We start from the raw sequence: 21605 nt of genomic DNA on the forward strand, positions 1-21605 counted from the left end.
ACCTTGATTTGCATCAACGGCTGTGCTTGGAAGAATTTGCTGCGGCTACGCAATGGAGGGCAGCTTAATGACCCATCAACCAATGTTGATGCGGGCCGGGCAGGGTCCAGATGCCAAATAGCATCACCAGCACCCCGCCGGTCATGCGCACGCTACGTTTGCGCAACACTGTCGTCACGCGTTCGGCAGCAAGGCCTGTTGCTAGCAGCACGGGCCAAGTGCCAAGGCCAAACGCGAGCATCAGCAACGCACTGTCGGTTGCGCTGCCTTGACTGGCCGACCAGATCAGCGTGCTGTACACCAAGCCGCACGGCAGCCAGCCCCAAAGCGCGCCCAGCAGCAATGCACGCGGCAAGCTCGACACGGGCAGCAAGCGGGTGGCCACAGGCTGGATATGACGCCACAGGCCGCGGCCCAAACGTTCAATGCGCGTCAGGCCGCTCCACCAGCCGGCCAGATACAAGCCCATGCAAATCAGTAACAGCCCCGCGAGGATTCGCATGTACATCGCGACAGGGCTATTAGCGACGGCCCAACCCGCCAGCCCCAGCAACAAACCGGCTGTGGCGTAGCTCAGGATTCGTCCCAGGTTGTAGGCCAATAACAGTCGAAAGCGTCGGCTGCGTTGCTCTTTGGGGATCGCCAGCGTGAGTGCGCCCATTAAGCCGCCGCACATGCCCAGGCAATGCCCGCCGCCCAACAGGCCCAGGATGACGGCAGATACCAGCAGTGGCGCCAATTCAAGCATGGGGCGGGGCTTTGGATTCGGGGTCTTTGTCGGACTCGCCGTGCTGAGCTTTTGCTTGCTCAACGGCAGCAGTGTGCTGCGGGTCTTGATCGTCGAAAAGAATGCTGTGGGCAGGACTGTCCAGATCATCGTACTGGCCGCTGTCGACGGCCCAGAAGAAGATGTAGATGGCAATCGCGACAATCAGCAAGGCCGCGGGAATCATGACGTAAAGCGCTGGCATAAAAGCTCCAGGCGTCCGGCTCAGGCCGGAAGCGGGCGAGTGTCTGACGTGGCTGCGGCGTTCGTCTGACTCGGCATGCGAGTCAGGCGCAACGCGTTAAGCACAACGGTCAATGAGCTGATGGACATGCCAATGGCGGCCCAGATTGGGGTGATCCAGCCCAGTGCCGCAAACGGCAGCATAAGGCCATTGTAGAGGCCCGACCACAGCAGATTTTCGATGATGACCCGGCGTGTCCGCCGAGCCAGGCTAAAGGCTTGCACCAGTGCATCCAGACGATTGGAGAGCAGCACTGCGTCGGCACTGGTTTTGGCCAGATCCGTGGCTGAGCCCATTGCAACGCTGATGTCGGCTGCGGCCAGTACGGGCACATCGTTGACGCCGTCCCCCAGCATCAGCACTTTGCGGCCTTGTGCGTGAAGTTGTTGCAGCACCTTCAATTTGTCATCAGGTCGCAACCCGCCCTGAGCCTCATCAATGCCCAGTTCTGCAGCGACACTGGCAACCATCGGTGATGTGTCCCCAGACAGCAGCAATGTGCGCCAGCCACGAGCCTTGCAGGCTGCCAGTAACGCGGGAGCGTCAGCCCGCAAGCGATCATCAAGGGCGAACCAGGCCAATACACCTTCGGTATCGCCCAGCAGCAGCCATTGGCCGGCCTCTTCAGGCATGTTTGGCGGCGTGCAGCCACTCAGTGCGCACACAAAGCCGGGTTGACCAATGCGCAAGCGTTGTTCGCCGACCAGGCCTTCAAGGCCAAGCCCCGGCGTGCTGTGGACTTCCTCGGCAGCCAGCGGTGCGCGCCCAAAAGCACGAGCAATGGGGTGCTCAGAGCGATTCTCCAGTGCAGCGGCCAAACTCAAGCATTGATCGCTGTCCAGACCGCCCAGTGGGCGAATGGCTCGCAACACTAAGCGGCCCTCAGTCAGGGTGCCCGTTTTGTCGAAAATGACCGTGTCGATTTGGTTAAGGCCTTCGATCACGTGTCCACGGGTCAGCAATAACCCCAGTTTGTGCAAGGTGCCGGTTGCTGCCGTGAGTGCGGTAGGTGTCGCCAACGACAGTGCGCAAGGGCAGGTGGCTACCAGCATCGCCAGCACGATCCAAAATGCCCGTGATGGGTCAAGTTGCCACCACAGCAAGCCAATCCCGGCTGCCGCGATCAACGAAAACAGCAGAAACCACTGCGCAGCTTTGTCGGCAATCTCGGCCAGTCGTGGTTTTTCGCTTTGCGCACGTTCTAACAAGCGCACGATGGCGGACAGTCGAGTGTCTTGCCCTAATGCCATGACTTGGACGGTCAGTGCGCCTTCGACATTCAACGTGCCGGCGGTGACGGCGTCGCCAACGCTGCGTGCCTGCGGCAGGTATTCACCGGTCAACAGTGATTCATCAATGCTGGATTGGCCGTCAAGGATCTTGCCGTCAGCCGGGAGGATTGCACCGGGTTGAACCAGTACACGGTCACCGACTTTGAGTTCTGTCAGCAAAATCCGCTCGCTTTGTCCGTCGTCGGCTAGGCGTAGGCAGGACGCAGGTAGCAGATTGACCAATTGCGCGGTCGCGGCGGCGGTGCGCTCGCGGGCGCGACGCTCAAGGTAGCGCCCGGCGAGCAGGAACAGCGCGAACATGCCCACCGCATCAAAGTAGAGCTCGCCGATGCCGGTGATCGCCGTCCAGATACCCGCGATATAGGCCCCGCCAATAGCCAGTGAAACCGACACGTCCATCGTCAGGTGGCGGGTGCGCAGGTCACGCATGGCGCCCTTGAAAAACGGCGCGCAGCTGTAAAACACAATGGGTGTCGTCAGAAACATCGCGACCCAGCGCAAGATGGTGTGCATCTCAGGGCTAAGGTCGATATTGAATTCGGGCCAAGTGGCCATGGTTGCCATCATGGCTTGGAACCACAACAGGCCGGCCACCCCCAGTTGGCGCAATGCCAAGCGGTTTTCGCTGGCCAACTGCTCGGTGGCGCGATCGGACTGATACGGGTGGGCCGCATAACCGATATGACGCAGCTCGCTGAGGACTTCGCTCAGCGGCAACTGGCTGTCTGCCCAGCGCACATGCAAGCGATGATTGGACAGGTTGAGTCGAGCTTCAGTGACGGCAGGCAAACTGCGCAGGTGCTTTTCGATTAGCCAGCCGCAGGCGGCGCAACTGATGCCTTCGATCAGTAAGGTGGTTTCGGATTGCTCGCCGTCGTGTCGGACAAAAGGTTTTTGCACGTCAGGGCGGTCATACAATGCCAACTCTTCAACCAACTGCACAGGCAAGGCTTCAGGGTTGGCGGACGCTTCACTGCGGTGCTGATAGTAGCTTTCAAGCCCGCCCGCCACGATGGCTTCGGCCACCGCTTGGCAGCCCGGGCAGCAAAACTCGCGGGGTTGGCCCAATACAACGGCCGTGAACCGGCTGCCGGATGGGACGGGCAGGGCGCAGTGATAACAGGGAGTCGGAGTGGTCATGGCGGTCTGTCGCGATGTTATGCCGCTGGAAAGCACATCATCGCCAACACGCTCATACCCACAGGGTTCGCGTATCCCTGCGGGTATGAGCGTGCTGGCGATGGGGTTACTTGTTGCGCTTGTCTTCTGCGCCTTGCAGAGGTTCGTCGCCTAGCAGCAAGTCCTTGTCATGGCCGACCAGTTCTTCTTCAAACAAGCGCCAGGTTTTACCGTCTTCAACACCCAGCAGCTCAACGAAGCGTCGCCCTTCAACCTTGTCGTCCAGTTGGCCGATGTAACGGCCCGGCTCAGATTCGCTCTGACTGAGGCTGATCTTGCGATCTTTTTCAGGTTGAGTCGGGGAGATCAGATTCAGCTCAAGGGTTTTTGGCTGACTGTTGCCTTCAAGCAGCAGCACGACTTCGCCGGTCATTTCATCCAGACGCAGCTTGGCTTTGAGTTGCAACGTCTGGCCCAGCAGCTCTCGATCCAATGAGCGATTGATGCCTTTACCGGCTTCGTAATAATTGTCGTTAACCAGGTTGTCCGGGTTATTGACGGCAATCGTCACCATCGAGAGGGTCAGGGTCACCGAGCACGCCAGAATGGCGATGATGATCCAGGGCCAAAGATGCTTGTACCAAGGGTTTGCTGGATTAGGACCGGGCATGGCAAATGTCTCTTATCTGATTTGTGGGCCGATGAAACGGCTCTTGGCTTTAACATTGATGTCACTGTTGTCGGCATCCTTGAGGATGAAAAACACCTCGTTGGTGCTCGACGGTAGTTGCTCAGGGGCAATCGACAACTCGACGGGCATGCTGACGATATCGCCGGCAGCTACCTTGATTTCGCGTTTGCCTTGCAGCTTCAAGTCCGGCAAGCCGGTGGCCTCCAGCACATAGGTATGGTCGTGCTGATCCTTGTTCATGATTTTCAGGCTGTAGACGTTTTCGATCCGGCCTTCGGCGTTCTCACGATAAAGCACACGGTCTTTGCTGACGTCAAAACCGACCAGCGTGCGGGTGTAAAACGCCCCTGCCAGCAAGCCGATCATGGTCAGTAACACCAGCGCATAGCCAATCAAGCGAGGGCGCAGTTTATGGGTTTTCTGGCCGGACAGGTTGTGCTCGGTGGTATAGCTGATCAAACCGCGAGGGTAATTCATCTTGTCCATGATGCTGTCGCAGGCGTCGATACACGCCGCGCAGCCAATGCACTCGATTTGTAATCCGTCACGGATGTCGATACCGGTAGGGCAGACCTGCACGCACATGGTGCAGTCGATGCAGTCGCCCAAGCCCTGAGCCTTGTAGTCAGCATCTTTTTTACGCGGGCCACGAACCTCTCCGCGGCGTGGGTCGTACGACACGATCAGGGTGTCTTTATCGAACATCACGCTCTGGAAACGCGCATACGGGCACATGTAGATGCACACTTGCTCGCGCAGCCAACCCGCATTGCCATAAGTGGCCAGGGTGAAGAACCCGACCCAGAAGTAGGCCCAGCCATCAGCCTGGCCCGTAAAGAAGTCGATAACCAGTTCTCGAATCGGCGAGAAATAGCCCACGAAGGTCATGCCGGTAACAAAGCCAATCAGCAGCCACAGACTGTGCTTGCTGAACTTGCGCAGGAATTTATTGGCGCTCATCGGCGCCTTGTCGAGTTTGATGCGCTGGTTACGGTCACCTTCAGTGACCTTCTCGCACCACATGAACACCCAAGTCCAGACGCTTTGCGGGCAGGTGTAACCGCACCACACGCGCCCGGCGTACACAGTAATAAAGAACAAGCCAAAGGCTGCGACGATCAACAACCCAGACAGCAGGATGAAATCCTGTGGCCAGAAGGTAGCGCCAAAAATAAAAAATTTACGCTCTGGGAGGTTCCACCAGACGGCTTGATGGCCACCCCAGTTGAGCCATACCGTGCCGAAATACAACAAGAACAGCGCCGCGCCGCCAACCATGCGCAGGTTTCGGAACAGGCCAGTAAAGGCGCGTGTGTAGATCTTTTCCCGAGGGGCGTACAGGTTGACGCTTTCGGTGGTTTTTTTGGCAGGTGGGGTGATGTCGTTTACAGGAATCTGATTGCTCATTTGTGCGTCCCACGGCAGTGGAAAAATGCCTCGGTCAGTACGTGCCAACCGCGGTCAGAAGGTGTTGCAGTGGCGCAATGATACGCCTGTCACTCTAGCTCAAGGGTGCGACCTTTGGTCGCGTTCCGAAAAAACTAAAGTTGGTATAGCAGTTGTAACAACTCGTGACATGGATCAATTGACTTCAAGCCCTCGGTGGGTTGCGCAAAGGCTCTGGAGCAAGGGGCGCAGGCGCAGGGTGCTGAACTGCGTGTTCCTCGTAGCAACCCCTGGCGTGGCGACTGAAAAGATTGCTGGTAATTGGGCTGGGTTGAGCGTTTGAGTTTTAGGTGAGGTGGGCTTATCTGATTAAACAGGCTGTAAAAGCAGCTTTAATTAAATACCCTCTCTAAGGATGGAGAACAATGCGTTTAATGTTAGTTAGTAAAGTCATAGTTTTTTTAATGATGGCAAGCAGTGTATTTGCCGTTCAAACCGCCAGTGCTGACACTCCGGTTAATTGGGTATTTACTTCAGACCCTCAATACCCGTGGACTGACAAGAGTGATAGTGGTGAAGATGAGAGTCAGGGCATTAAAGAAGAGCGCTCTGCTAAGTTTATCAGTCAGCAGTATCGGAGCATTGCCGAGTTCAGAAAAGAACAGGGTGGTGCTGAAGCTGTACCCGTCATGATCAACGGAGATATGACGGCGTTTGGTCATTCTGGTGAGCGTGCTTACGTCAAAAAAGTACTCCAAAAAGAGCTGGGTGGTCTCTATGACTATGGGTTAGGCAATCATGATTATGAAAACAACGTCGACGATTGCTTCTTGAATGGTTGTGCTGCTGGCAGTCTTAGCGAGTACATAGCCCGCTACTGGGTAAGAGGCGCCAATATTGACTTGTTTAGCCGTGCCGGTAACGAATTTACGCGTATTTTTTATGGCAGCCTGGCCTATGCAAAGGACTGGGGACGAGTGCATGTCATTCAGTTAAATAATGAGCCCACCTATACCGTGAACATCCAGTCTGGTGTGTTCGTGGATCGTGTTGATTATGAAATAACACGTTCGTTGGATTGGTTGGAGAAAGACCTGAAATTGGCGCGGCAGGCCGGGAAAATAATCATAATCAATCTGCACAAACCTCAAGGGTGGGAGGGCAATAAGGATGATTTTGAGCGCTTTAAAGGCATGATCGAAAAGTATGAAGTGACTGCTATTTTTGCAGGCCACTACCATGCTCATATTGGTCAGTTTCGTTCAGGGCGAGAAAAGTTTGGGAGTGTTCCGGTGTTCTTAAGCGGTTCTGCATCACAGCAAACCTACTTGATCGCGAACTTGTCAGCGGATCATAAACAGATGGAAGTTTATGCGGTTCACGGTAATGACTGGCGTAACAAAAAGCTTGAAGCTGTGATTGATATCAAATAACTGACGTTTACCCCTGACACAAAACGGCCCCGCCAACTATCGCTGGCGGGGCCGTTTTGTGTTTCAGGTGACTGCGTTATTCAGCTGCTTTGGCATCATCGCCATGAGACAGGCTGTAAACGTAGGCAGCCAGCAGGTGAACCTTGTCGTTCCCTTGCAGGTCAGCCTGTGCAGGCATTTGGCCCTGACGGCCGTAGCGGATGGTCTGCTGCAGTTGAGCAAAGCTCGAACCGTAGATGAACGCCGCCGGGTGAGTCAGGTTAGGGGCGCCCATCAGAGGGTTACCCTTGCCTTCTGGGCCGTGGCAAACAGCGCAGTTGGTAGCGAAAATTTCTTTACCCTTAACAGGGTCAGCTTTCGCGCCTTCTGGCAGTTTGCGGCCGTCAAGGTTGGTCAACACGTAGGCTGCTACGTCGCTGACGCCTTGCTCGCCGATCACTTCAGACCAGCCCGGCATGACGGCATGACGGCCCGCCATGATGGTGGTTTTGATGTCTGCTGCGGTACCGCCCCAGCGCCAGTCGGCGTCAGTCAGGTTCGGGAAACCATAAGCGCCCTTGGCGTCAGAACCGTGGCACACCGAACAGTTGGAGGCGAACAGACGGCCACCCATTTTCAGTGCTTGGGGGTCTTTAGCGACTTCTTCAATTGGCATGGCAGCGAATTTGGCGAAGATCGGGCCAAACTTGGCATCCGATTTGGCCATTTCCTTTTCCCACTCGTGAACACCGGTCCAACCTGTCTGGCCATTGGCAAACTCGGTTTTCTCTTTGGTGTCCAGGTAGTCATAACCTGGCAGCAGGCCTTTCCAGTTACCCAGACCCGGGTACAGCACCAAGTAGCCGAGTGCGAAGATGATGGTGCCCACGAACAGCATGAACCACCATTTGGGCATTGGGTTGTCGTACTCTTCAATCCCGTCGTACGAGTGTCCAACTGTCTCGTCGGTCTGCTCGCTGCGTTGGCCCTTGCGGGTGGCCAGCAACAACCAGGTCAAGGCGAAGATGGTACCCAGACTGAGGACTGTGACGTACAGACTCCAGAACGTAGTCATTCTTTGTTACTCCTAGAAGCTTGCTCTTGCTCGACGTGCTTGATGGCTTCGGGATCATCCTTGAACGGCAGTAAAGTTGCGTCTTCGAACTCAGACTTGCGCCGTGGGCTGAACACCCACAACGCTAAACCGATAAAAGCCACCATCACAACGACAGTGCCCAGGCCACGAATCATCCCGATATCCATCTAGATCACCGTTTGCTTTTGATGATGGTGCCCAGGCCCTGAAGATAGGCCACCAGCGCGTCCATTTCGGTTTTGCCTTTCACAGCATCCTTGGCGCCGGCGATATCTTCGTCGGTGTAAGGAACGCCGAGCACGCGCAAGACTTCCATTTTTTTCGCCGTGTCTTTGCCGTCCAGTTTTCGCTCTACGAGGAACGGATAAGCCGGCATGACCGATTCAGGTACAACGTTGCGCGGGTTGTACAAATGCGCACGTTGCCAGTCATCGGAGTAACGACCGCCTACACGGGCCAGGTCAGGGCCGGTGCGCTTGGAACCCCACAGGAACGGGTGATCCCATACGCTTTCACCGGCAACTGAGTAGTGGCCATAGCGTTCAGTTTCGGCGCGGAACGGGCGGATCATTTGCGAGTGGCATTGAACGCAACCGTTGGCGATGTAGATGTCGCGGCCTTCCAGTTCCAGCGCAGTGCGAGGCTTCATGCCCTCAACCGGCGTGTTGGTAACGTCCTGGAAGAACAGGGGAACGATTTGGGTCAGGCCGCCAATACTGACGGCGATGACCATGAAGAAGGCCATCAGGCCAATATTCTTCTCGACTGTTTCGTGCTTCATCAGTGGGCTCCAACTACAGCAATCTTGGATGCTGCTTCAGCTTCTACCGGGTTCGAGGCGCGTACGGTACGCAATACGTTGTAGGCCATGAACAGCATGCCGCTGGCGAAGAAAGCACCGCCGATGGCGCGAACGATAAAGCCTGGGTGGCTAGCTTGCAGCGCTTCTACGAACGAGTAGGTCAAGGTGCCGTCGTCGTTGATTGCACGCCACATCAGGCCTTGAGTGATGCCGTTGACCCACATCGACGCGATGTAAAGCACGGTGCCGATGGTGGCGAGCCAGAAGTGCGTATTGATCAGGCTGATGCTGAACATCTGCTTCTGACCATAGATTTTCGGGATCATGTGGTACAGCGCGCCAATCGAGATCATGGCTACCCAGCCCAGTGCGCCGGCGTGTACGTGGCCGATGGTCCAGTCGGTGTAGTGCGACAACGAGTTGACGGTTTTGATCGCCATCATCGGGCCTTCGAAGGTCGACATGCCGTAGAAGGCCAAGGACACAACGAGGAAGCGCAAGATCGGGTCGGTGCGCAGTTTATGCCAGGCACCCGAGAGGGTCATCATGCCGTTGATCATGCCGCCCCAGCTGGGTGCCAGAAGGATGATCGACATTGCCATGCCCAACGACTGAGCCCAGTCTGGCAGAGCGGTGTAGTGCAAGTGGTGGGGACCTGCCCAGATGTACAGGGTGATCAGTGCCCAGAAGTGCACGATAGACAGGCGATACGAGTAAATCGGACGCTCGGCTTGCTTGGGAACGAAGTAGTACATCATGCCCAGGAAGCCGGTGGTCAGGAAGAAACCTACGGCGTTGTGGCCATACCACCACTGAATCATGGCGTCAGTCGCACCCGCGTAAGCGGAATAGGACTTGAAGAAGCTCACTGGCAGCGACGCGTGGTTAACGATGTGCAGCATCGCGGTTACGACAATAAATGCGCCGTAGAACCAGTTGCCCACGTAAATGTGCTTGGTTTTACGCTTGGTAATAGTGCCGAAGAACACAATACCGTAGACCACCCAGACGATGGCCAGCAGGATAGCCAAAGGCCATTCCAGCTCTGCGTATTCCTTGGTCGTGGTGTAACCCAGCGGCAACGTGATGATTGCGCCGACGATCACTGCCTGCCAACCCCAAAAGGTAAACGAGGCCAGAGTGTCAGAGATCAATCGCGTTTGGCAGGTGCGTTGCACGACGTAATAAGAGGTGGCGAACAATGCACAACCACCAAAGGCAAAAATCACCAGGTTGGTATGCAAAGGACGTAGACGGCCAAAGGTCGTCCACTCAAGGCCAAGGTTCAGTTCAGGCCACACAAGTTGTGAGGCGATGAAAACCCCGAGCCCCATGCCAAGGATCCCCCAGACCACCGTCATGATGGCGAACTGGCGGACTACCTTATAGTTATAAGCAGTCGGACTGATTGCTGTGCTCATTCTAAGGTTCCACGGTTTAGGTGTTTTATTGGAGTAAAAAATCGGTCGCAAGTATGTATAAAGCGTAGGGCTATTGCAACGCAGCATGACCTCGGTCAATGCTTTCCAACGCTGATTCTGCGGCCTTTCCATGCGAGGAGTAGGGGCAAGTGCTAACTGAAAAAAATGCCGCATGGAGGGCAGAAATGAAGGGGGCGAGGTCGTGCTGACAGAGTGGGGGGAGGGTGCGTCGATTTCAGGGTGAAGACCGTAATCGACGATAACCGGTGCAAACCCACCAGTGTGGCCCGTAAGAGCGCCCTTCAACTTACCGATTAATTTCACTTGACGTGAGGTCGGGAAATTCCAGATCTCAGAATGTAAAAGCGTAGTCGCGAATCGCAGGAGAGCAAAGACGGACTAAAAGAGGGTGCGACACTTGGTCGCGCTTTGAGGAGGGAACTGCCGCACCAAAATGATGCGGCAGGAAATGTCTGGTAATTATTCGGCTGATTTCTCCTCTTGCTTACCGTTTGACAAGCTGAACACGTAGGCAGCCAGCAATTGAACCTTGTCATTGCCCAGCAGCTCATTTTGCGCAGGCATGTGGCCTTGGCGACCATGACGAATGGTTTGCTGCAATTGCGCCAGGCTGGTGCCGTAGATAAAGCCCGCCGGTGCAGTCAGGTCTGGCGCGCCCATCAGGGCCATACCTTTGCCATTAGCGCCGTGGCATGCAACGCAAGTGGTGTCGAACGCTTGCTTGCCTGCGGCCAGATCCACCGTTGCGTCTTGTGGCAATGGCAGGCCTGCCAGGTCGTGACGGACATAAGCGGCTACGTTTTTGACCCCGTCTTCACCCAACACTGCACCCCAAGCCGGCATGGCAGCCATGCGTCCGCCCATGATGGTGGTTTTGATGGTGTCGGCATCGCCGCCCCAACGCCAGGTGCTGTCGGCGAGGTTAGGGAAGCCGAAAGCGCCCTTGGCATCCGAGCCGTGGCACACCGAACAGTTGGAGGCAAACAGGCGCCCACCCATTTTGAGGGCTTTGGGGTCTTGAGCCACTTGCTCTACAGGCATGGCGGCGTATTTAGCGAAAATCGGGCCGAACTTGGCGTCTGCCTTGTCCATTTCCTTTTGCCACTCGTTAACTCCGGTCCAGCCATCTTCGTAGCCCGGCAACACACCTTTCCAATTGCCAAGGCCGGGGTAGAGGATCAAGTAGCCCACGCCAAATACCAGCGTGCCCACGAACAACATAAACCACCATTGTGGCAGCGGGTTGTCGTACTCCTCGATGCCATCAAAGCTGTGGCCCATCGTCTCGACGGTGTCGCTCTTGGTTTCACCCTTGCGCGTACCGACCAGCAGCCAGGTCAGGCCGATCAGCGTGCCAATGGTCAGCACACTGATATAGATACTCCAGAAGGTGGTCATGCTTTGTTACTCCTAGACGCTTGCTCTTGCTCGACGTGTTTAATGGCCTCTGGATCGTCCTTGAATGGCAGTAAGGTCGCGTCTTCGAACTCTGACTTGCGCCGTGGGCTGAACACCCATAATGCGAGCCCGATAAAGGCCACTGCCACCACGACAGTGCCCAAGCCGCGAATCATTCCACTACTCATTTCAAACACCATGGCTCACCTCTTGCTCTTGATGGCAGTGCCCAAGCCCTGCAAATAAGCCACAAGCGCGTCCATTTCGGTTTTGCCTTGTACTGATTGCTTGGCGTTGGCAATGTCTTCGTCGGTGTAAGGCACGCCCAAGGTGCGCATCACTTTGAGTTTGGTCTCGGTGTGCGAGTCATCTACCGGTGCTTCTACCAGCCAAGGGTAGGCGGGCATCTTGGACTCTGGCACTACGTTGCGCGGGTTGTACAAGTGCGCGCGGTGCCAGTCATCAGAGTAACGACCGCCAACACGGGCCAAGTCAGGGCCGGTACGCTTGGAACCCCACAGGAACGGGTGATCCCACACACTTTCACCGGCTACCGAGTAGTGGCCATAACGCTCAGTTTCGGCACGGAACGGACGAATCATCTGCGAGTGGCACTGCACGCAGCCTTCGCGGATGTAAACGTCACGACCTTCCAGTTGCAGCGCGGTGTACGGCTTCATGCCTTCCACTGGCGTGTTGGTTACGTCTTCAAAGAACAGCGGCACGATCTGAGTCAGACCGCCCACGCTCACACACAGAATCATCAGCAACAGCATCAGGCCGATGTTCTTCTCTACGACTTCATGTTTCATGGCGAACTCCTCAGGCCATCTGCGCGGCGGCTACGACTTCAGCGGGCTCGGCGTTACGCACGGTGCGCCAAGTGTTGTAAGCCATCAGCAACATGCCGGTCAGGAAGATCGCGCCACCAATCAGTCGCACGACAAAGCCTGGGTGGCTGGCCACCAGGGTTTCGACGAACGAGTAAGTCAGCGTGCCGTCTTCGTTGACTGCGCGCCACATCAGGCCTTGCGCGATGCCGTTGACCCACATCGAAGCGATGTAAAGCACGGTGCCAATGGTTGCCAACCAGAAATGCGCGTTGATCAAGCCCAGGCTGTACATCTGCTCGCGGCCAAAGATTTTCGGGATCATGTGGTACAGCGCGCCAATGGAGATCATCGCAACCCAGCCCAGCGCACCTGCGTGAACGTGGCCGATGGTCCAGTCGGTGTAGTGGGACAGGGCGTTGACGGTCTTGATTGCCATCATCGGGCCTTCGAAGGTCGACATCCCGTAGAACGCCAGCGACACAACGAGGAAGCGCAGAATTGGATCGCTGCGCAGCTTATGCCAGGCACCCGAGAGGGTCATCATGCCGTTGATCATGCCGCCCCAGCTTGGCGCCAGCAGAATCAGAGACATCACCATGCCCAGCGACTGTGCCCAGTCAGGCAGCGCGGTGTAGTGCAGGTGGTGCGGGCCAGCCCAGATGTAGAGGGTGATCAGCGCCCAAAAGTGCACGATAGACAGGCGATAGGAGTAGATCGGACGTTCGGCCTGTTTAGGCACGAAGTAGTACATCATCCCCAAAAAGCCAGCAGTCAGGAAAAAGCCCACAGCGTTATGGCCGTACCACCACTGCACCATGGCGTCAGTGGCGCCACCGTAGAGCGAGTAAGACTTGGTGAAGCTGACCGGGATTTCCAGATTGTTGACGATGTGCAAAATGGCCACGGTCACGATAAACGCGCCGAAGAACCAGTTACCCACGTAAATGTGTTTGGTCTTGCGCTTCATGATCGTGCCGAAGAACACGATTGCGTAGGCCACCCAAACAATGGTGATCAAAATGTCGATCGGCCATTCAAGTTCCGCGTATTCCTTGGAGCTGGTGTAGCCCAGCGGCAAGCTGATGGCTGCCAGCAAGATCACCAGCTGCCAACCCCAGAAGGTAAACATGGCAATTTTGGGTGCGAACAGCGTCGTCTGACAGGTGCGCTGCACCGAGTAAAACGAGGATGCGAACAGCGCGCAGCCACCAAAGGCGAAAATCACAGCATTGGTGTGCAGTGGGCGCAGGCGCCCGAAGCTGGTCCAAGGCAAATTGAAGTTAAGTTCTGGCCAAACCAATTGCGCGGCGAGAAAAACGCCGAGCCCCATACCGACGATGCCCCAAACCACCGTCATAATGGCAAATTGGCGGACCACCTTGTAGTTGTAGGCGGTACTTGTAGAAGTGTTCATGGTTCCCCATCCACGGATCAGGCGAATTCAAACGCACGCCTGGAGTTATAGGCAGACTAAAAGCGAGGCAAGCATGGGTGTTGCAAGCAATCTCAGTATTGACGGGGATCAATGGGCGCAGTGTGTGCAGGCTCAGGGCTGGGTGTGGAACGCTGCACAAAACGATGTAAATCAGCAGGTTTCGGTGACGTTGATCCTGGCCCACGGCGCAGGCGCACCGATGGACAGTGGTTTTATGACCGATATGGCTGTACGCCTTGCAAAACGGGGGGTGAACGTATTGCGGTTTGAGTTTCCTTACATGGCGCAACGCCGTGTAGATGGTGGCAAAAGGCCTCCCAATCCGCAGGCTAAATTGCTCGAATGCTGGCGCGATGTGTTTTGCGAAGTGCGACGTCATGTCGCTGGGCCGATAGCTGTCGGGGGTAAGTCGATGGGTGGGCGCATGGCCAGCATGCTGGCGGATGAGCTGGGCGCTACAGGTTTGGTGTGTCTGGGTTATCCCTTCTACGCCGCAGGTAAACCGGAAAAGCCCCGTGTTGCGCACTTGGAGGCGCTACAAACGCCAACATTGATTGTCCAGGGCGATCGCGATGCGTTGGGCAACCGTCAAACGGTAGAAGCTTACGCGCTGTCGCCGAGTATCGAGGTGGTGTGGATGGTGGCGGGGGATCACGACTTGAAGCCGCTGAAGGCGTCGGGGTTTACCCACGAGCAGCATCTCGATGCCGCCGCGCACAAAATTGCGCAGTGGCTAAAGGGCAAATATTGAAATCAATAGATGGCAGCGTGCGACCTCGTGCGGGCGCAAGGTGCTGCTGGCTCGTTGGAGCTGCCGCAGGCTGCTATCTTTAGACGTCCAAAGATCGCAGCCTACGAGGCGCGGTTAGCGGTTGAAGCGGGCTACCAACGAATACTGGGTATTCACGGTTTGCGTCAGTTCTTCGCTGAGCAAGGCTGAGTGCTGGGCCTGTTCAGAGGTTTGGTCGGCCAAGTCGGCAATGGTGCTGATGTTGCGGCTGATTTCTTCAGCCACAGCACTTTGCTCTTCGGTCGCTGCTGCGATCTGGGTGGTCATGTCGGTGATATTGGCCACGGCTTCGCTGATACCTACCAAGGCCTGATCGGCCTCCAGCACGCGGGCTACGCCTTCTTCAGCCTGACGATGCCCAGCATCCATCGTCTGCACGGCGGTAGCCGCTGTTTGCTGCAACTTGGCAATCAGGCTGTGGATCTGCCCGGTGGAAACACTAGTGCGTTGCGCCAATTGACGCACTTCATCAGCCACCACGGCAAAACCGCGGCCCATCTCGCCAGCACGTGCAGCCTCAATGGCGGCGTTCAAGGCCAGCAGGTTGGTTTGGTCAGCAATGCCTTTGATCACGTCGACAACGCCGCCGATTTCGTCGCTGTCCTTGGCCAACTGGGTCACAGTCGCGCCGGTCTCACCCACCACAACAGACAAGCGTTCAATCGCATCGCGTGTTTCCCCGGCAATATCGCGGCCACGACTGGTCAGGCGATTGGCCTCTTGGGTTGCGTCAGCTGTGCGCTGTACATGGCTGGCGACTTCTTGCGTGGTGGCAGCCATCTGGTTAACGGCGGTGGCCACTTGCTCGGTTTCAACGCGTTGACGCTCCAGCCCCGAAGAACTGTTGTGGGCTAACACGTCTGACTGACGCGCTTGCTCGCTCAAATGCTCGGCGGTGTCTTGCAGGCGCGTGAGGCACGTTTTGAGGCGTGCTTCCTGGCTCAGAATCGACATTTCCAGGCGCGCTTGTGGGCCGCGGCTGTCGGTGTACATCTGGGCGATCAATGGGTCAGACGTGGTTTGTTCAGCCAGGCGTAACAAACGCTTGATGCCACGCTGTTGCCAGCTTAGGCCTAGCAGCCCCAACGGAATCGACAAGACTGCCGCCAAGGCAAAGCCCCAGCTTGAGGTGAGCAGGGCACCGATCATGAAGCTCAACTGGCTGACCAGAATAAACGGCAGCCAATCCTGCAACACCGGCAGCCATTTATCGCGGCGCGGAATAGCCGGTTTGCCGCGATTGATGCGGTTGTACAAGGCCTCGGCGCGACGCACTTGCTCGGCGGTCGGTTTAACCCGTACTGATTCGTAACCCACCACGCGCTCGCCTTCAAAAACCGGCGTTACGTAGGCGTTAACCCAGTAATGATCGCCCGTTTTGCAGCGGTTCTTCACAATGCCCATCCACGGCAGGCCCTTTTTCAGGGTGGACCACATATGGTCAAAGACCGCCGCTGGCACGTCGGGATGGCGCACAAGGTTGTGCGGCGCGCGCATCAACTCTTCACGCGAGAACCCGCTTATCTCGACAAAGGCGTCGTTGCAATAGGTGATGACGCCTTTGGCATCGGTTGTGGAAATCAACCGTTGTTGAGCGGGGAATGTGCGTTCGCGTTGAGTGATGGGCTGGTTATTACGCATGTCGTTTCAATCCGCAAGGCTTTGAAAGGGTGTCGGCGCTGAGTGGAATTTGTTTAATTTATATTTCACTCGCAGGGCGTCAGATAAACGCCCCGGCAGTCGTCCGTGATGAGGCTATAAGGCAAGCATCGGGTAGGTAAAAAACACAAAGTGCAGCACGTTCAAGCCAAGGTGCGTGGCTATTGCCGCACGTAACCCGCCAAAACGGTAGGCCAGACCATAGCCGACCCCTGCTAATCCCGCCAACAGCACCCATTGCCAGCCTGCGGCAATGTGTACCAAGCCAAACAGTGCCGAAGCAATAAGCAGAGCCAGCGTTTGCCCATAACGCAGGTGGTTGAAGCAGCGGCTCAAGCCGCCTTGTATATAGCCGCGAAACAAGGCTTCTTCGACCAATGTCACCAGTAGCAGATTATTCAATAGCCACAGCCAGCCTTGGGCAGGCCATTTTGGCGCCCAGGCAATCATGCCCAGTAGTAATGCGCCACCTAACGCCGCCAGTGTTGCGAGCATCAGCCCCATTAAGGCTGCGCCAATAGAGGCTCGCCACACGACGCGCGGCGCAATCCAAGGGCACACCAGCAATAGCCAAAAGGCTATCAGCGGCTTGTCCAAGTTCAGGTACATCGAAAAAGGTACGGCGTCCGGGCTCAGTCGCTCGGGGTTGATTGCGCGCCCGTTATAAAAGCCGGGCATCCAGTGCAGGGCAAGGGCAAGGGCCAACACGATAAACAACCCATGCCCGGCATAACGCAGGTAGCGGTTGTGTGTGTATCGCGCGGCCATACCCGCAAGAATCAACAGTGTTAATGCAATCAGGGCTTGAAAGCCCAATTGGCCGAAACTCAAAGCGAGGCCGTAGCCTAGGGTCAAAAGAGCCAGATAAGGCCAGGGCAGAGCAATCATGTAAATCCTTTATACCTGCGCAAAAAACGCCCCGGCTATGGGGCGTAGTGCTCTTCCCTGAAGGGCAACTGTAGAAGCGAGCAAGCTCGCCCTTACAGCAGCGATCATTCAGTTAAACGACTGCGCCCGCGTGTCGGGGGCCCGCAAGTATAACGTTCTGGCACTCATGGATTTAAGAGGCAATTAACTGACGAAGCACGTAATGCAAGATTCCGCCCGCTTTGAAGTATTCCACCTCATTGAGCGTATCAATCCGACACAGCACTTCAACTTTGTCTTGTTGGCCATTCTCGCGAGTGATCACCAGTGTCAGATTCATGCGCGGTTGCAGTTCAGCGTGGGTCAGGCCAAGGATGTCCAGCGTCTCCTTGCCGGTCAGGTTCAGGCTTTTGCGGTTTTGATCAAGCTTGAACTGCAAGGGCAGCACGCCCATGCCCACCAGGTTCGAGCGGTGAATACGCTCGAAGCTTTCGGCAATCACCGCTTTGACCCCCAGCAAGTTGGTGCCTTTGGCGGCCCAGTCGCGGCTTGATCCGGTGCCGTATTCTTGGCCTGCGATCACCACCAGCGGTGTGCCCGAGGCTTGATAGCGCATGGCGGCATCGTAAATCGGCAGTTTTTCGCCGCTTGGGATGTAGATCGTGTTACCGCCTTCTTCGCCGCCGAGCATCTCGTTGCGAATTCGGATATTGGCAAAAGTGCCACGCATCATCACTTCGTGGTTGCCGCGCCGTGAGCCGTAGGAGTTGAAGTCCCGAGGCTCTACACCTTTTTCGCGCAAGTAGCGGCCAGCAGGGCTGTCGGCTTTGATATTGCCCGCCGGGGAAATATGGTCGGTGGTCACCGAGTCGCCTAGCAATGCTAATACGCGAGCCCCTTTAACATCGGCGATCACCGGCAATGGCCCATCAATGTCGTCAAAGAATGGCGGGTGCTGAATGTACGTTGAGTCCTGTTGCCACACGTAAGTCGCCGCTTGTGGCACCTCGATGGCTTGCCATTGCGCGTCTCCGGCAAATACTTCGGCATATTCCTTGTGAAACATGCTGGTGCTGACTTGCGCCACTGCGTCGGCGATTTCTTTTTGGCTAGGCCAGATGTCGCGCAGGTAAACCGGTTTTCCGTCTTTGCCTTCACCCAGGGGTTCGCGGCTGATGTCGATGCGCACGCTGCCTGCTAACGCGTAGGCCACCACCAAAGGAGGGGAGGCCAGCCAGTTGGTTTTCACCAGCGGGTGTACGCGGCCTTCAAAGTTACGGTTGCCTGACAACACTGACGCAACCGTTAGATCGGATTGGGTAATAGCTTTTTCAATCGGCTCGGGCAGCGGGCCGGAGTTACCAATACAGGTGGTGCAGCCATAACCCACCAGCGCGAAGCCCAATTGGTCGAGGTATTGGGTCAGCCCTGCCGCCTTGTAGTAGTCGGTGACCACTTTGGAGCCCGGCGCCAACGATGTTTTGACCCACGGTTTGCTTTTGAGGCCTTTTTCGACTGCTTTTTTCGCTACCAGCCCGGCGGCCATCATCACGCTGGGGTTGGATGTATTGGTACACGAGGTAATAGCAGCGATCACCACCGCGCCGTTTTTCAGGCGATAGGTTTGGCCTTCAAAATCGTAATCTGCTTCGCCGATCAGGTCGGCATTGCCCACGGCGACACCGCCGCCGCCTTCGCTTTCAAGGCGACCTTCATCTTTGCTGGCGGGTTTGAATTGCAGGTTCAAAAAGTCTGTAAACGCCTGACCTACATCGGGAAGCGAGACTCTGTCCTGAGGGCGTTTAGGCCCAGCCAGGCTGGCTTGCACACTGCCCATGTCGAGGGCAAGGGTGTCTGTGAAAATGGGTTCTTGCCCCGGTTCGCGCCACAGGCCCTGGGCCTTGCAATAGGCTTCAACCAATTTGACCGTGTCATCAGGTCGACCCGACAAGCGCAAGTAATCCAAGGTGATGTCATCGACGGGGAAGAAGCCGCACGTCGCGCCATACTCGGGGGCCATGTTGGCCAGCGTCGCACGGTCAGCCAGTGGCAAGTCAGCCAGGCCATCGCCGTAAAACTCAACGAACTTGCCGACCACGCCCTTGCTGCGCAGCATTTGCGTTACGGTCAGCACCAGGTCGGTTGCTGTGATGCCTTCTTTGAGCTTGCCGCTGAGTTTAAAACCCACCACTTCAGGGATCAGCATCGACACGGGTTGGCCCAGCATCGCCGCTTCGGCTTCAATGCCGCCGACGCCCCAACCCAAAACACCGAGGCCGTTAATCATCGTGGTGTGGGAGTCAGTGCCCACCAAGGTGTCCGGGAACGCATACGTACGGCCGTCTTCGTCCTTGGTCCAAACGGTGCGGCCCAGGTATTCAAGGTTCACCTGATGGCAAATGCCCGTGCCCGGCGGCACCACACTGAAGTTGTCAAACGCGCTTTGGCCCCACCGCAAAAACGCATAGCGCTCGCCGTTGCGTTCCATTTCGATATCAACGTTTTGTTCAAACGCGCTGCTGCTGGCGAACTTGTCCACCATCACGGAGTGGTCAATCACCAGGTCCACCGGCGACAGCGGGTTGATGCGCTGTGGGTCGCCCCCGGCCTTGGCCATTGCGGCACGCATGGCGGCCAAATCGACCACGGCCGGTACGCCGGTAAAATCCTGCATTAATACGCGGGCTGGACGGTACTGGATTTCCCGGTCGGAGCGCCGCTCCTTGAGCCAACTGGCGATGGCTTTGAGGTCTGGCTCGGTGACGGTTTTACCGTCCTCCCAGCGCAGCAGATTTTCCAGCAGGACCTTGAGCGACATGGGCAATTTGCTCAAATCACCCAGGGCTTTCGCGGCCAGAGGAAGGCTGAAATAGTGATAAGTCTTATCGTCGACTTTTAATGTGGAAAGGGTGTTCAGGCTATCGAGGGAGGGCATGAAGTGACTCCTTTGGACCCGCACGGCGCAGGTCGTGTGGAACAAACAGAGCTTCTTGGCTCTGTACGAAATGTATCTGCGCTCGGTTATGCAGCGTTGAAAAACGGTTCGAAATGCTCATTTACAACCCGTAAAATCTGCGTCTTCGCCTGTTTTCGCCTTGCCTAACCTTCGCTCGAAAGCATTTCTTACAGACCCTAACCTAGCCCTGATTCATCTATCTGGCTAATAACTGGACTGTCTATACGCGATCAAGGTTCCGAACTCAGTTATCATGCCGGCCTTTTCGTGACAAACCTTGCTCCAGAGCAAGGTTGCGCAGCGGGCCAATTCCTGTCAGCTGCCCAGGAGTAATTCAATGAACACCGTTTTTATGCACTGCCGACCTGGTTTTGAAGGCGAAGTTTGCTCGGAAATCGCTGAGCATGCCGCCCGCCTCAACGTGTCCGGCTATGCCAAAGCCAAGCCCGCCAGTGCTTGCGCCGAATTTGTATGCACCGAAGAAGGTGGCGCCGAGCGCTTGATGCGCGGCTTGCGTTTTGCCGAGCTGATTTTCCCGCGCCAGTGGGCCCGTGGCAGTTTTGTCGAATTGCCAGAAACTGACCGCATCAGTGTGATTCTTGAGCACATGTCGGACTTGCCGGTGTGTGGCAGCTTGTGGCTGGAGATTGTTGACACCAACGACGGCAAAGAGCTGTCCAACTTTTGCAAAAAGTTTGAAAGTCATCTGCGCAAAGCGCTGCTCAAGGCAGGCAAGCTGGTTGAAGACGCCGACCACAAGCCGCGCTTGCTGCTGACGTTCAAAAGTGGCCGCGAAGTATTTTTGGGTTTGGCAGAGTCCGATAACTCGGCCATGTGGCCAATGGGCATTCCCCGCTTGAAGTTCCCGCGTGAAGCGCCTAGCCGCTCGACCCTCAAGCTGGAAGAGGCTTGGCATCACTTTATCCCGCGTGATCAGTGGGACGAGCGTTTGCACAGTGACATGACCGGTGTTGACCTTGGCGCCGCGCCAGGCGGCTGGACGTGGCAGTTGGTTAACCGCGGCATGCTGGTGACTGCAATCGACAACGGCCCAATGGCCGAAAGCCTGATGGACACGGGGTTGGTTGAGCACTTGATGGCGGACGGCTTCACTTTCAAGCCCAAGCAACCCGTGGACTGGATGGTCTGCGACATCGTTGAAAAGCCAGCCCGTAATGCCGCCATGCTCGAAGAGTGGATCGGCGAGGGCCATTGTCGCGAAGCCGTGGTCAATCTCAAATTGCCGATGAAACAGCGTTACGCCGAAGTACGCCGCTTGCTTGATCGCATCGCTGACGGCTTCAAGGAGCGGGGCATTCAGGTTGAAATTGGCTGCAAGCAGCTTTACCACGACCGCGAAGAAGTAACCTGCCATTTGCGTCGACTGGACGTAAAAAAGCCCAAGTCTCGTTGATTG

The 21605-nt window shown here is 56.4% G+C and carries 19 protein-coding genes; 3 read left to right on the forward strand and 16 right to left on the reverse strand.

Annotated features, from left to right (window positions below; genetic code table 11):
* Window positions 1-64 precede the first annotated feature (64 nt).
* From ACZRJQ_RS19130 to ccoG, 5 genes are all read right to left on the reverse strand, one after another.
* Window positions 65-748, reverse strand: a complete 684-nt coding sequence (locus tag ACZRJQ_RS19130; RefSeq protein ID WP_463979894.1) for a sulfite exporter TauE/SafE family protein — start codon at window positions 746-748, stop codon at window positions 65-67.
* Entirely contained in the window at window positions 741-971 is a 231-nt protein-coding gene (ccoS, locus tag ACZRJQ_RS19135; RefSeq protein WP_463979895.1) for a cbb3-type cytochrome oxidase assembly protein CcoS, read from the reverse strand. Before ccoS ends, ACZRJQ_RS19130 begins: the two co-directional genes overlap by 8 nt.
* Window positions 972-991: 20 nt before the next feature.
* Window positions 992-3442: a heavy metal translocating P-type ATPase gene (locus ACZRJQ_RS19140; protein WP_463979896.1), complete on the reverse strand. Its 2451-nt coding sequence runs from the start codon at window positions 3440-3442 to the stop codon at window positions 992-994.
* A gap of 106 nt (window positions 3443-3548) precedes the next feature.
* Window positions 3549-4091, reverse strand: coding sequence for a FixH family protein (locus ACZRJQ_RS19145; protein WP_463979897.1), 543 nt, complete (start codon window positions 4089-4091; stop codon window positions 3549-3551).
* A gap of 12 nt (window positions 4092-4103) precedes the next feature.
* Window positions 4104-5519 (reverse strand): cytochrome c oxidase accessory protein CcoG, encoded by a 1416-nt coding sequence (gene ccoG / locus ACZRJQ_RS19150; protein ID WP_463979898.1) that lies wholly within the window; start codon window positions 5517-5519, stop codon window positions 4104-4106.
* A gap of 404 nt (window positions 5520-5923) precedes the next feature.
* Between ccoG and ACZRJQ_RS19155 the strand changes: the two genes are divergently transcribed.
* Window positions 5924-6931: a metallophosphoesterase family protein gene (locus ACZRJQ_RS19155; protein ID WP_463979899.1), complete on the forward strand. Its 1008-nt coding sequence runs from the start codon at window positions 5924-5926 to the stop codon at window positions 6929-6931.
* A gap of 76 nt (window positions 6932-7007) precedes the next feature.
* On the opposite strand, the gene ccoP (ACZRJQ_RS19160) is transcribed toward ACZRJQ_RS19155, so the two are convergent.
* The 8 genes from ccoP (ACZRJQ_RS19160) to ccoN (ACZRJQ_RS19195) all read right to left on the reverse strand — a co-directional run bounded on the left by ccoP (ACZRJQ_RS19160) (window position 7008) and on the right by ccoN (ACZRJQ_RS19195) (window position 13895).
* Complete coding sequence (ccoP, locus tag ACZRJQ_RS19160; protein ID WP_463979900.1) at window positions 7008-7985, reverse strand: cytochrome-c oxidase, cbb3-type subunit III; 978 nt, start codon at window positions 7983-7985, stop codon at window positions 7008-7010.
* Window positions 7982-8173 carry a cbb3-type cytochrome oxidase subunit 3 gene (locus ACZRJQ_RS19165; RefSeq protein ID WP_080960189.1) on the reverse strand — a complete coding sequence of 64 codons (192 nt, stop codon included), beginning with the start codon at window positions 8171-8173 and terminating at the stop codon, window positions 7982-7984. The genes ccoP (ACZRJQ_RS19160) and ACZRJQ_RS19165 overlap by 4 nt, the downstream gene beginning before the upstream one ends.
* A 5-nt stretch (window positions 8174-8178) precedes the next feature.
* Window positions 8179-8787: a cytochrome-c oxidase, cbb3-type subunit II gene (ccoO, locus tag ACZRJQ_RS19170; RefSeq protein ID WP_463979901.1), complete on the reverse strand. Its 609-nt coding sequence runs from the start codon at window positions 8785-8787 to the stop codon at window positions 8179-8181.
* On the reverse strand, window positions 8787-10229 hold the full coding sequence (ccoN, locus tag ACZRJQ_RS19175; RefSeq protein ID WP_463979902.1) for a cytochrome-c oxidase, cbb3-type subunit I: 1443 nt from the start codon (window positions 10227-10229) through the stop codon (window positions 8787-8789). Before ccoN (ACZRJQ_RS19175) ends, ccoO (ACZRJQ_RS19170) begins: the two co-directional genes overlap by 1 nt.
* Window positions 10230-10709: 480 nt before the next feature.
* Window positions 10710-11648: a cytochrome-c oxidase, cbb3-type subunit III gene (gene ccoP / locus ACZRJQ_RS19180; RefSeq protein ID WP_463979903.1), complete on the reverse strand. Its 939-nt coding sequence runs from the start codon at window positions 11646-11648 to the stop codon at window positions 10710-10712.
* Complete coding sequence (locus ACZRJQ_RS19185) at window positions 11645-11836, reverse strand: cbb3-type cytochrome oxidase subunit 3 (protein WP_094994567.1); 192 nt, start codon at window positions 11834-11836, stop codon at window positions 11645-11647. The genes ccoP (ACZRJQ_RS19180) and ACZRJQ_RS19185 overlap by 4 nt, the downstream gene beginning before the upstream one ends.
* A 15-nt stretch (window positions 11837-11851) precedes the next feature.
* The gene (gene ccoO / locus ACZRJQ_RS19190; RefSeq protein ID WP_463979904.1) at window positions 11852-12460 is read right to left on the reverse strand and encodes a cytochrome-c oxidase, cbb3-type subunit II; all 609 of its coding nucleotides are present in this window, start codon (window positions 12458-12460) and stop codon (window positions 11852-11854) included.
* 10 nt (window positions 12461-12470) lie between these two features.
* Complete coding sequence (gene ccoN / locus ACZRJQ_RS19195; protein WP_463979905.1) at window positions 12471-13895, reverse strand: cytochrome-c oxidase, cbb3-type subunit I; 1425 nt, start codon at window positions 13893-13895, stop codon at window positions 12471-12473.
* A 73-nt stretch (window positions 13896-13968) separates the two neighbouring features.
* Here ccoN (ACZRJQ_RS19195) and ACZRJQ_RS19200 point away from each other — a divergent pair, with 73 nt between their 5' ends.
* A complete protein-coding gene (locus tag ACZRJQ_RS19200; protein ID WP_463979906.1) occupies window positions 13969-14667 on the forward strand; it encodes an alpha/beta family hydrolase in 699 nt (232 codons plus the stop codon).
* A gap of 114 nt (window positions 14668-14781) precedes the next feature.
* Here ACZRJQ_RS19200 and ACZRJQ_RS19205 read toward each other — a convergent pair whose 3' ends face one another.
* The 3 genes from ACZRJQ_RS19205 to acnA all read right to left on the reverse strand — a co-directional run bounded on the left by ACZRJQ_RS19205 (window position 14782) and on the right by acnA (window position 20167).
* On the reverse strand, window positions 14782-16347 hold the full coding sequence (locus tag ACZRJQ_RS19205; protein WP_463979907.1) for a methyl-accepting chemotaxis protein: 1566 nt from the start codon (window positions 16345-16347) through the stop codon (window positions 14782-14784).
* Window positions 16348-16461: 114 nt separating this feature from the next.
* Window positions 16462-17253: a lysostaphin resistance A-like protein gene (locus tag ACZRJQ_RS19210; RefSeq protein WP_463979908.1), complete on the reverse strand. Its 792-nt coding sequence runs from the start codon at window positions 17251-17253 to the stop codon at window positions 16462-16464.
* 172 nt (window positions 17254-17425) lie between these two features.
* Complete coding sequence (gene acnA, locus ACZRJQ_RS19215; protein WP_463979909.1) at window positions 17426-20167, reverse strand: aconitate hydratase AcnA; 2742 nt, start codon at window positions 20165-20167, stop codon at window positions 17426-17428.
* Between the two features lie 358 nt (window positions 20168-20525).
* Here acnA and rlmM point away from each other — a divergent pair, with 358 nt between their 5' ends.
* Window positions 20526-21602, forward strand: coding sequence for a 23S rRNA (cytidine(2498)-2'-O)-methyltransferase RlmM (gene rlmM, locus ACZRJQ_RS19220; protein ID WP_463979910.1), 1077 nt, complete (start codon window positions 20526-20528; stop codon window positions 21600-21602).
* Window positions 21603-21605 lie beyond the last annotated feature (3 nt).

The sequence above is a fragment of the Pseudomonas sp. E315 genome (assembly GCF_055406205.1).

Excerpts from the sequence above, each read along its gene's own strand:
- ACZRJQ_RS19130 (WP_463979894.1), bottom strand. The coding sequence starts at position 748 with ATGCTTGAATTGGCGCCACTGCTGGTATCTGCCGTCATCCTGGGCCTG.
- ccoS (WP_463979895.1), bottom strand. The coding sequence starts at position 971 with ATGCCAGCGCTTTACGTCATGATTCCCGCGGCCTTGCTGATTGTCGCG.
- ACZRJQ_RS19140 (WP_463979896.1), bottom strand. The coding sequence starts at position 3,442 with ATGACCACTCCGACTCCCTGTTATCACTGCGCCCTGCCCGTCCCATCC.
- ACZRJQ_RS19145 (WP_463979897.1), bottom strand. The coding sequence starts at position 4,091 with ATGCCCGGTCCTAATCCAGCAAACCCTTGGTACAAGCATCTTTGGCCC.
- ccoG (WP_463979898.1), bottom strand. The coding sequence starts at position 5,519 with ATGAGCAATCAGATTCCTGTAAACGACATCACCCCACCTGCCAAAAAA.
- ACZRJQ_RS19155 (WP_463979899.1), top strand. The coding sequence starts at position 5,924 with ATGCGTTTAATGTTAGTTAGTAAAGTCATAGTTTTTTTAATGATGGCA.
- ccoP (WP_463979900.1), bottom strand. The coding sequence starts at position 7,985 with ATGACTACGTTCTGGAGTCTGTACGTCACAGTCCTCAGTCTGGGTACC.
- ACZRJQ_RS19165 (WP_080960189.1), bottom strand. The coding sequence starts at position 8,173 with ATGGATATCGGGATGATTCGTGGCCTGGGCACTGTCGTTGTGATGGTG.
- ccoO (WP_463979901.1), bottom strand. The coding sequence starts at position 8,787 with ATGAAGCACGAAACAGTCGAGAAGAATATTGGCCTGATGGCCTTCTTC.
- ccoN (WP_463979902.1), bottom strand. The coding sequence starts at position 10,229 with ATGAGCACAGCAATCAGTCCGACTGCTTATAACTATAAGGTAGTCCGC.
- ccoP (WP_463979903.1), bottom strand. The coding sequence starts at position 11,648 with ATGACCACCTTCTGGAGTATCTATATCAGTGTGCTGACCATTGGCACG.
- ACZRJQ_RS19185 (WP_094994567.1), bottom strand. The coding sequence starts at position 11,836 with ATGAGTAGTGGAATGATTCGCGGCTTGGGCACTGTCGTGGTGGCAGTG.
- ccoO (WP_463979904.1), bottom strand. The coding sequence starts at position 12,460 with ATGAAACATGAAGTCGTAGAGAAGAACATCGGCCTGATGCTGTTGCTG.
- ccoN (WP_463979905.1), bottom strand. The coding sequence starts at position 13,895 with ATGAACACTTCTACAAGTACCGCCTACAACTACAAGGTGGTCCGCCAA.
- ACZRJQ_RS19200 (WP_463979906.1), top strand. The coding sequence starts at position 13,969 with ATGGGTGTTGCAAGCAATCTCAGTATTGACGGGGATCAATGGGCGCAG.
- ACZRJQ_RS19205 (WP_463979907.1), bottom strand. The coding sequence starts at position 16,347 with ATGCGTAATAACCAGCCCATCACTCAACGCGAACGCACATTCCCCGCT.
- ACZRJQ_RS19210 (WP_463979908.1), bottom strand. The coding sequence starts at position 17,253 with ATGATTGCTCTGCCCTGGCCTTATCTGGCTCTTTTGACCCTAGGCTAC.
- acnA (WP_463979909.1), bottom strand. The coding sequence starts at position 20,167 with ATGCCCTCCCTCGATAGCCTGAACACCCTTTCCACATTAAAAGTCGAC.
- rlmM (WP_463979910.1), top strand. The coding sequence starts at position 20,526 with ATGAACACCGTTTTTATGCACTGCCGACCTGGTTTTGAAGGCGAAGTT.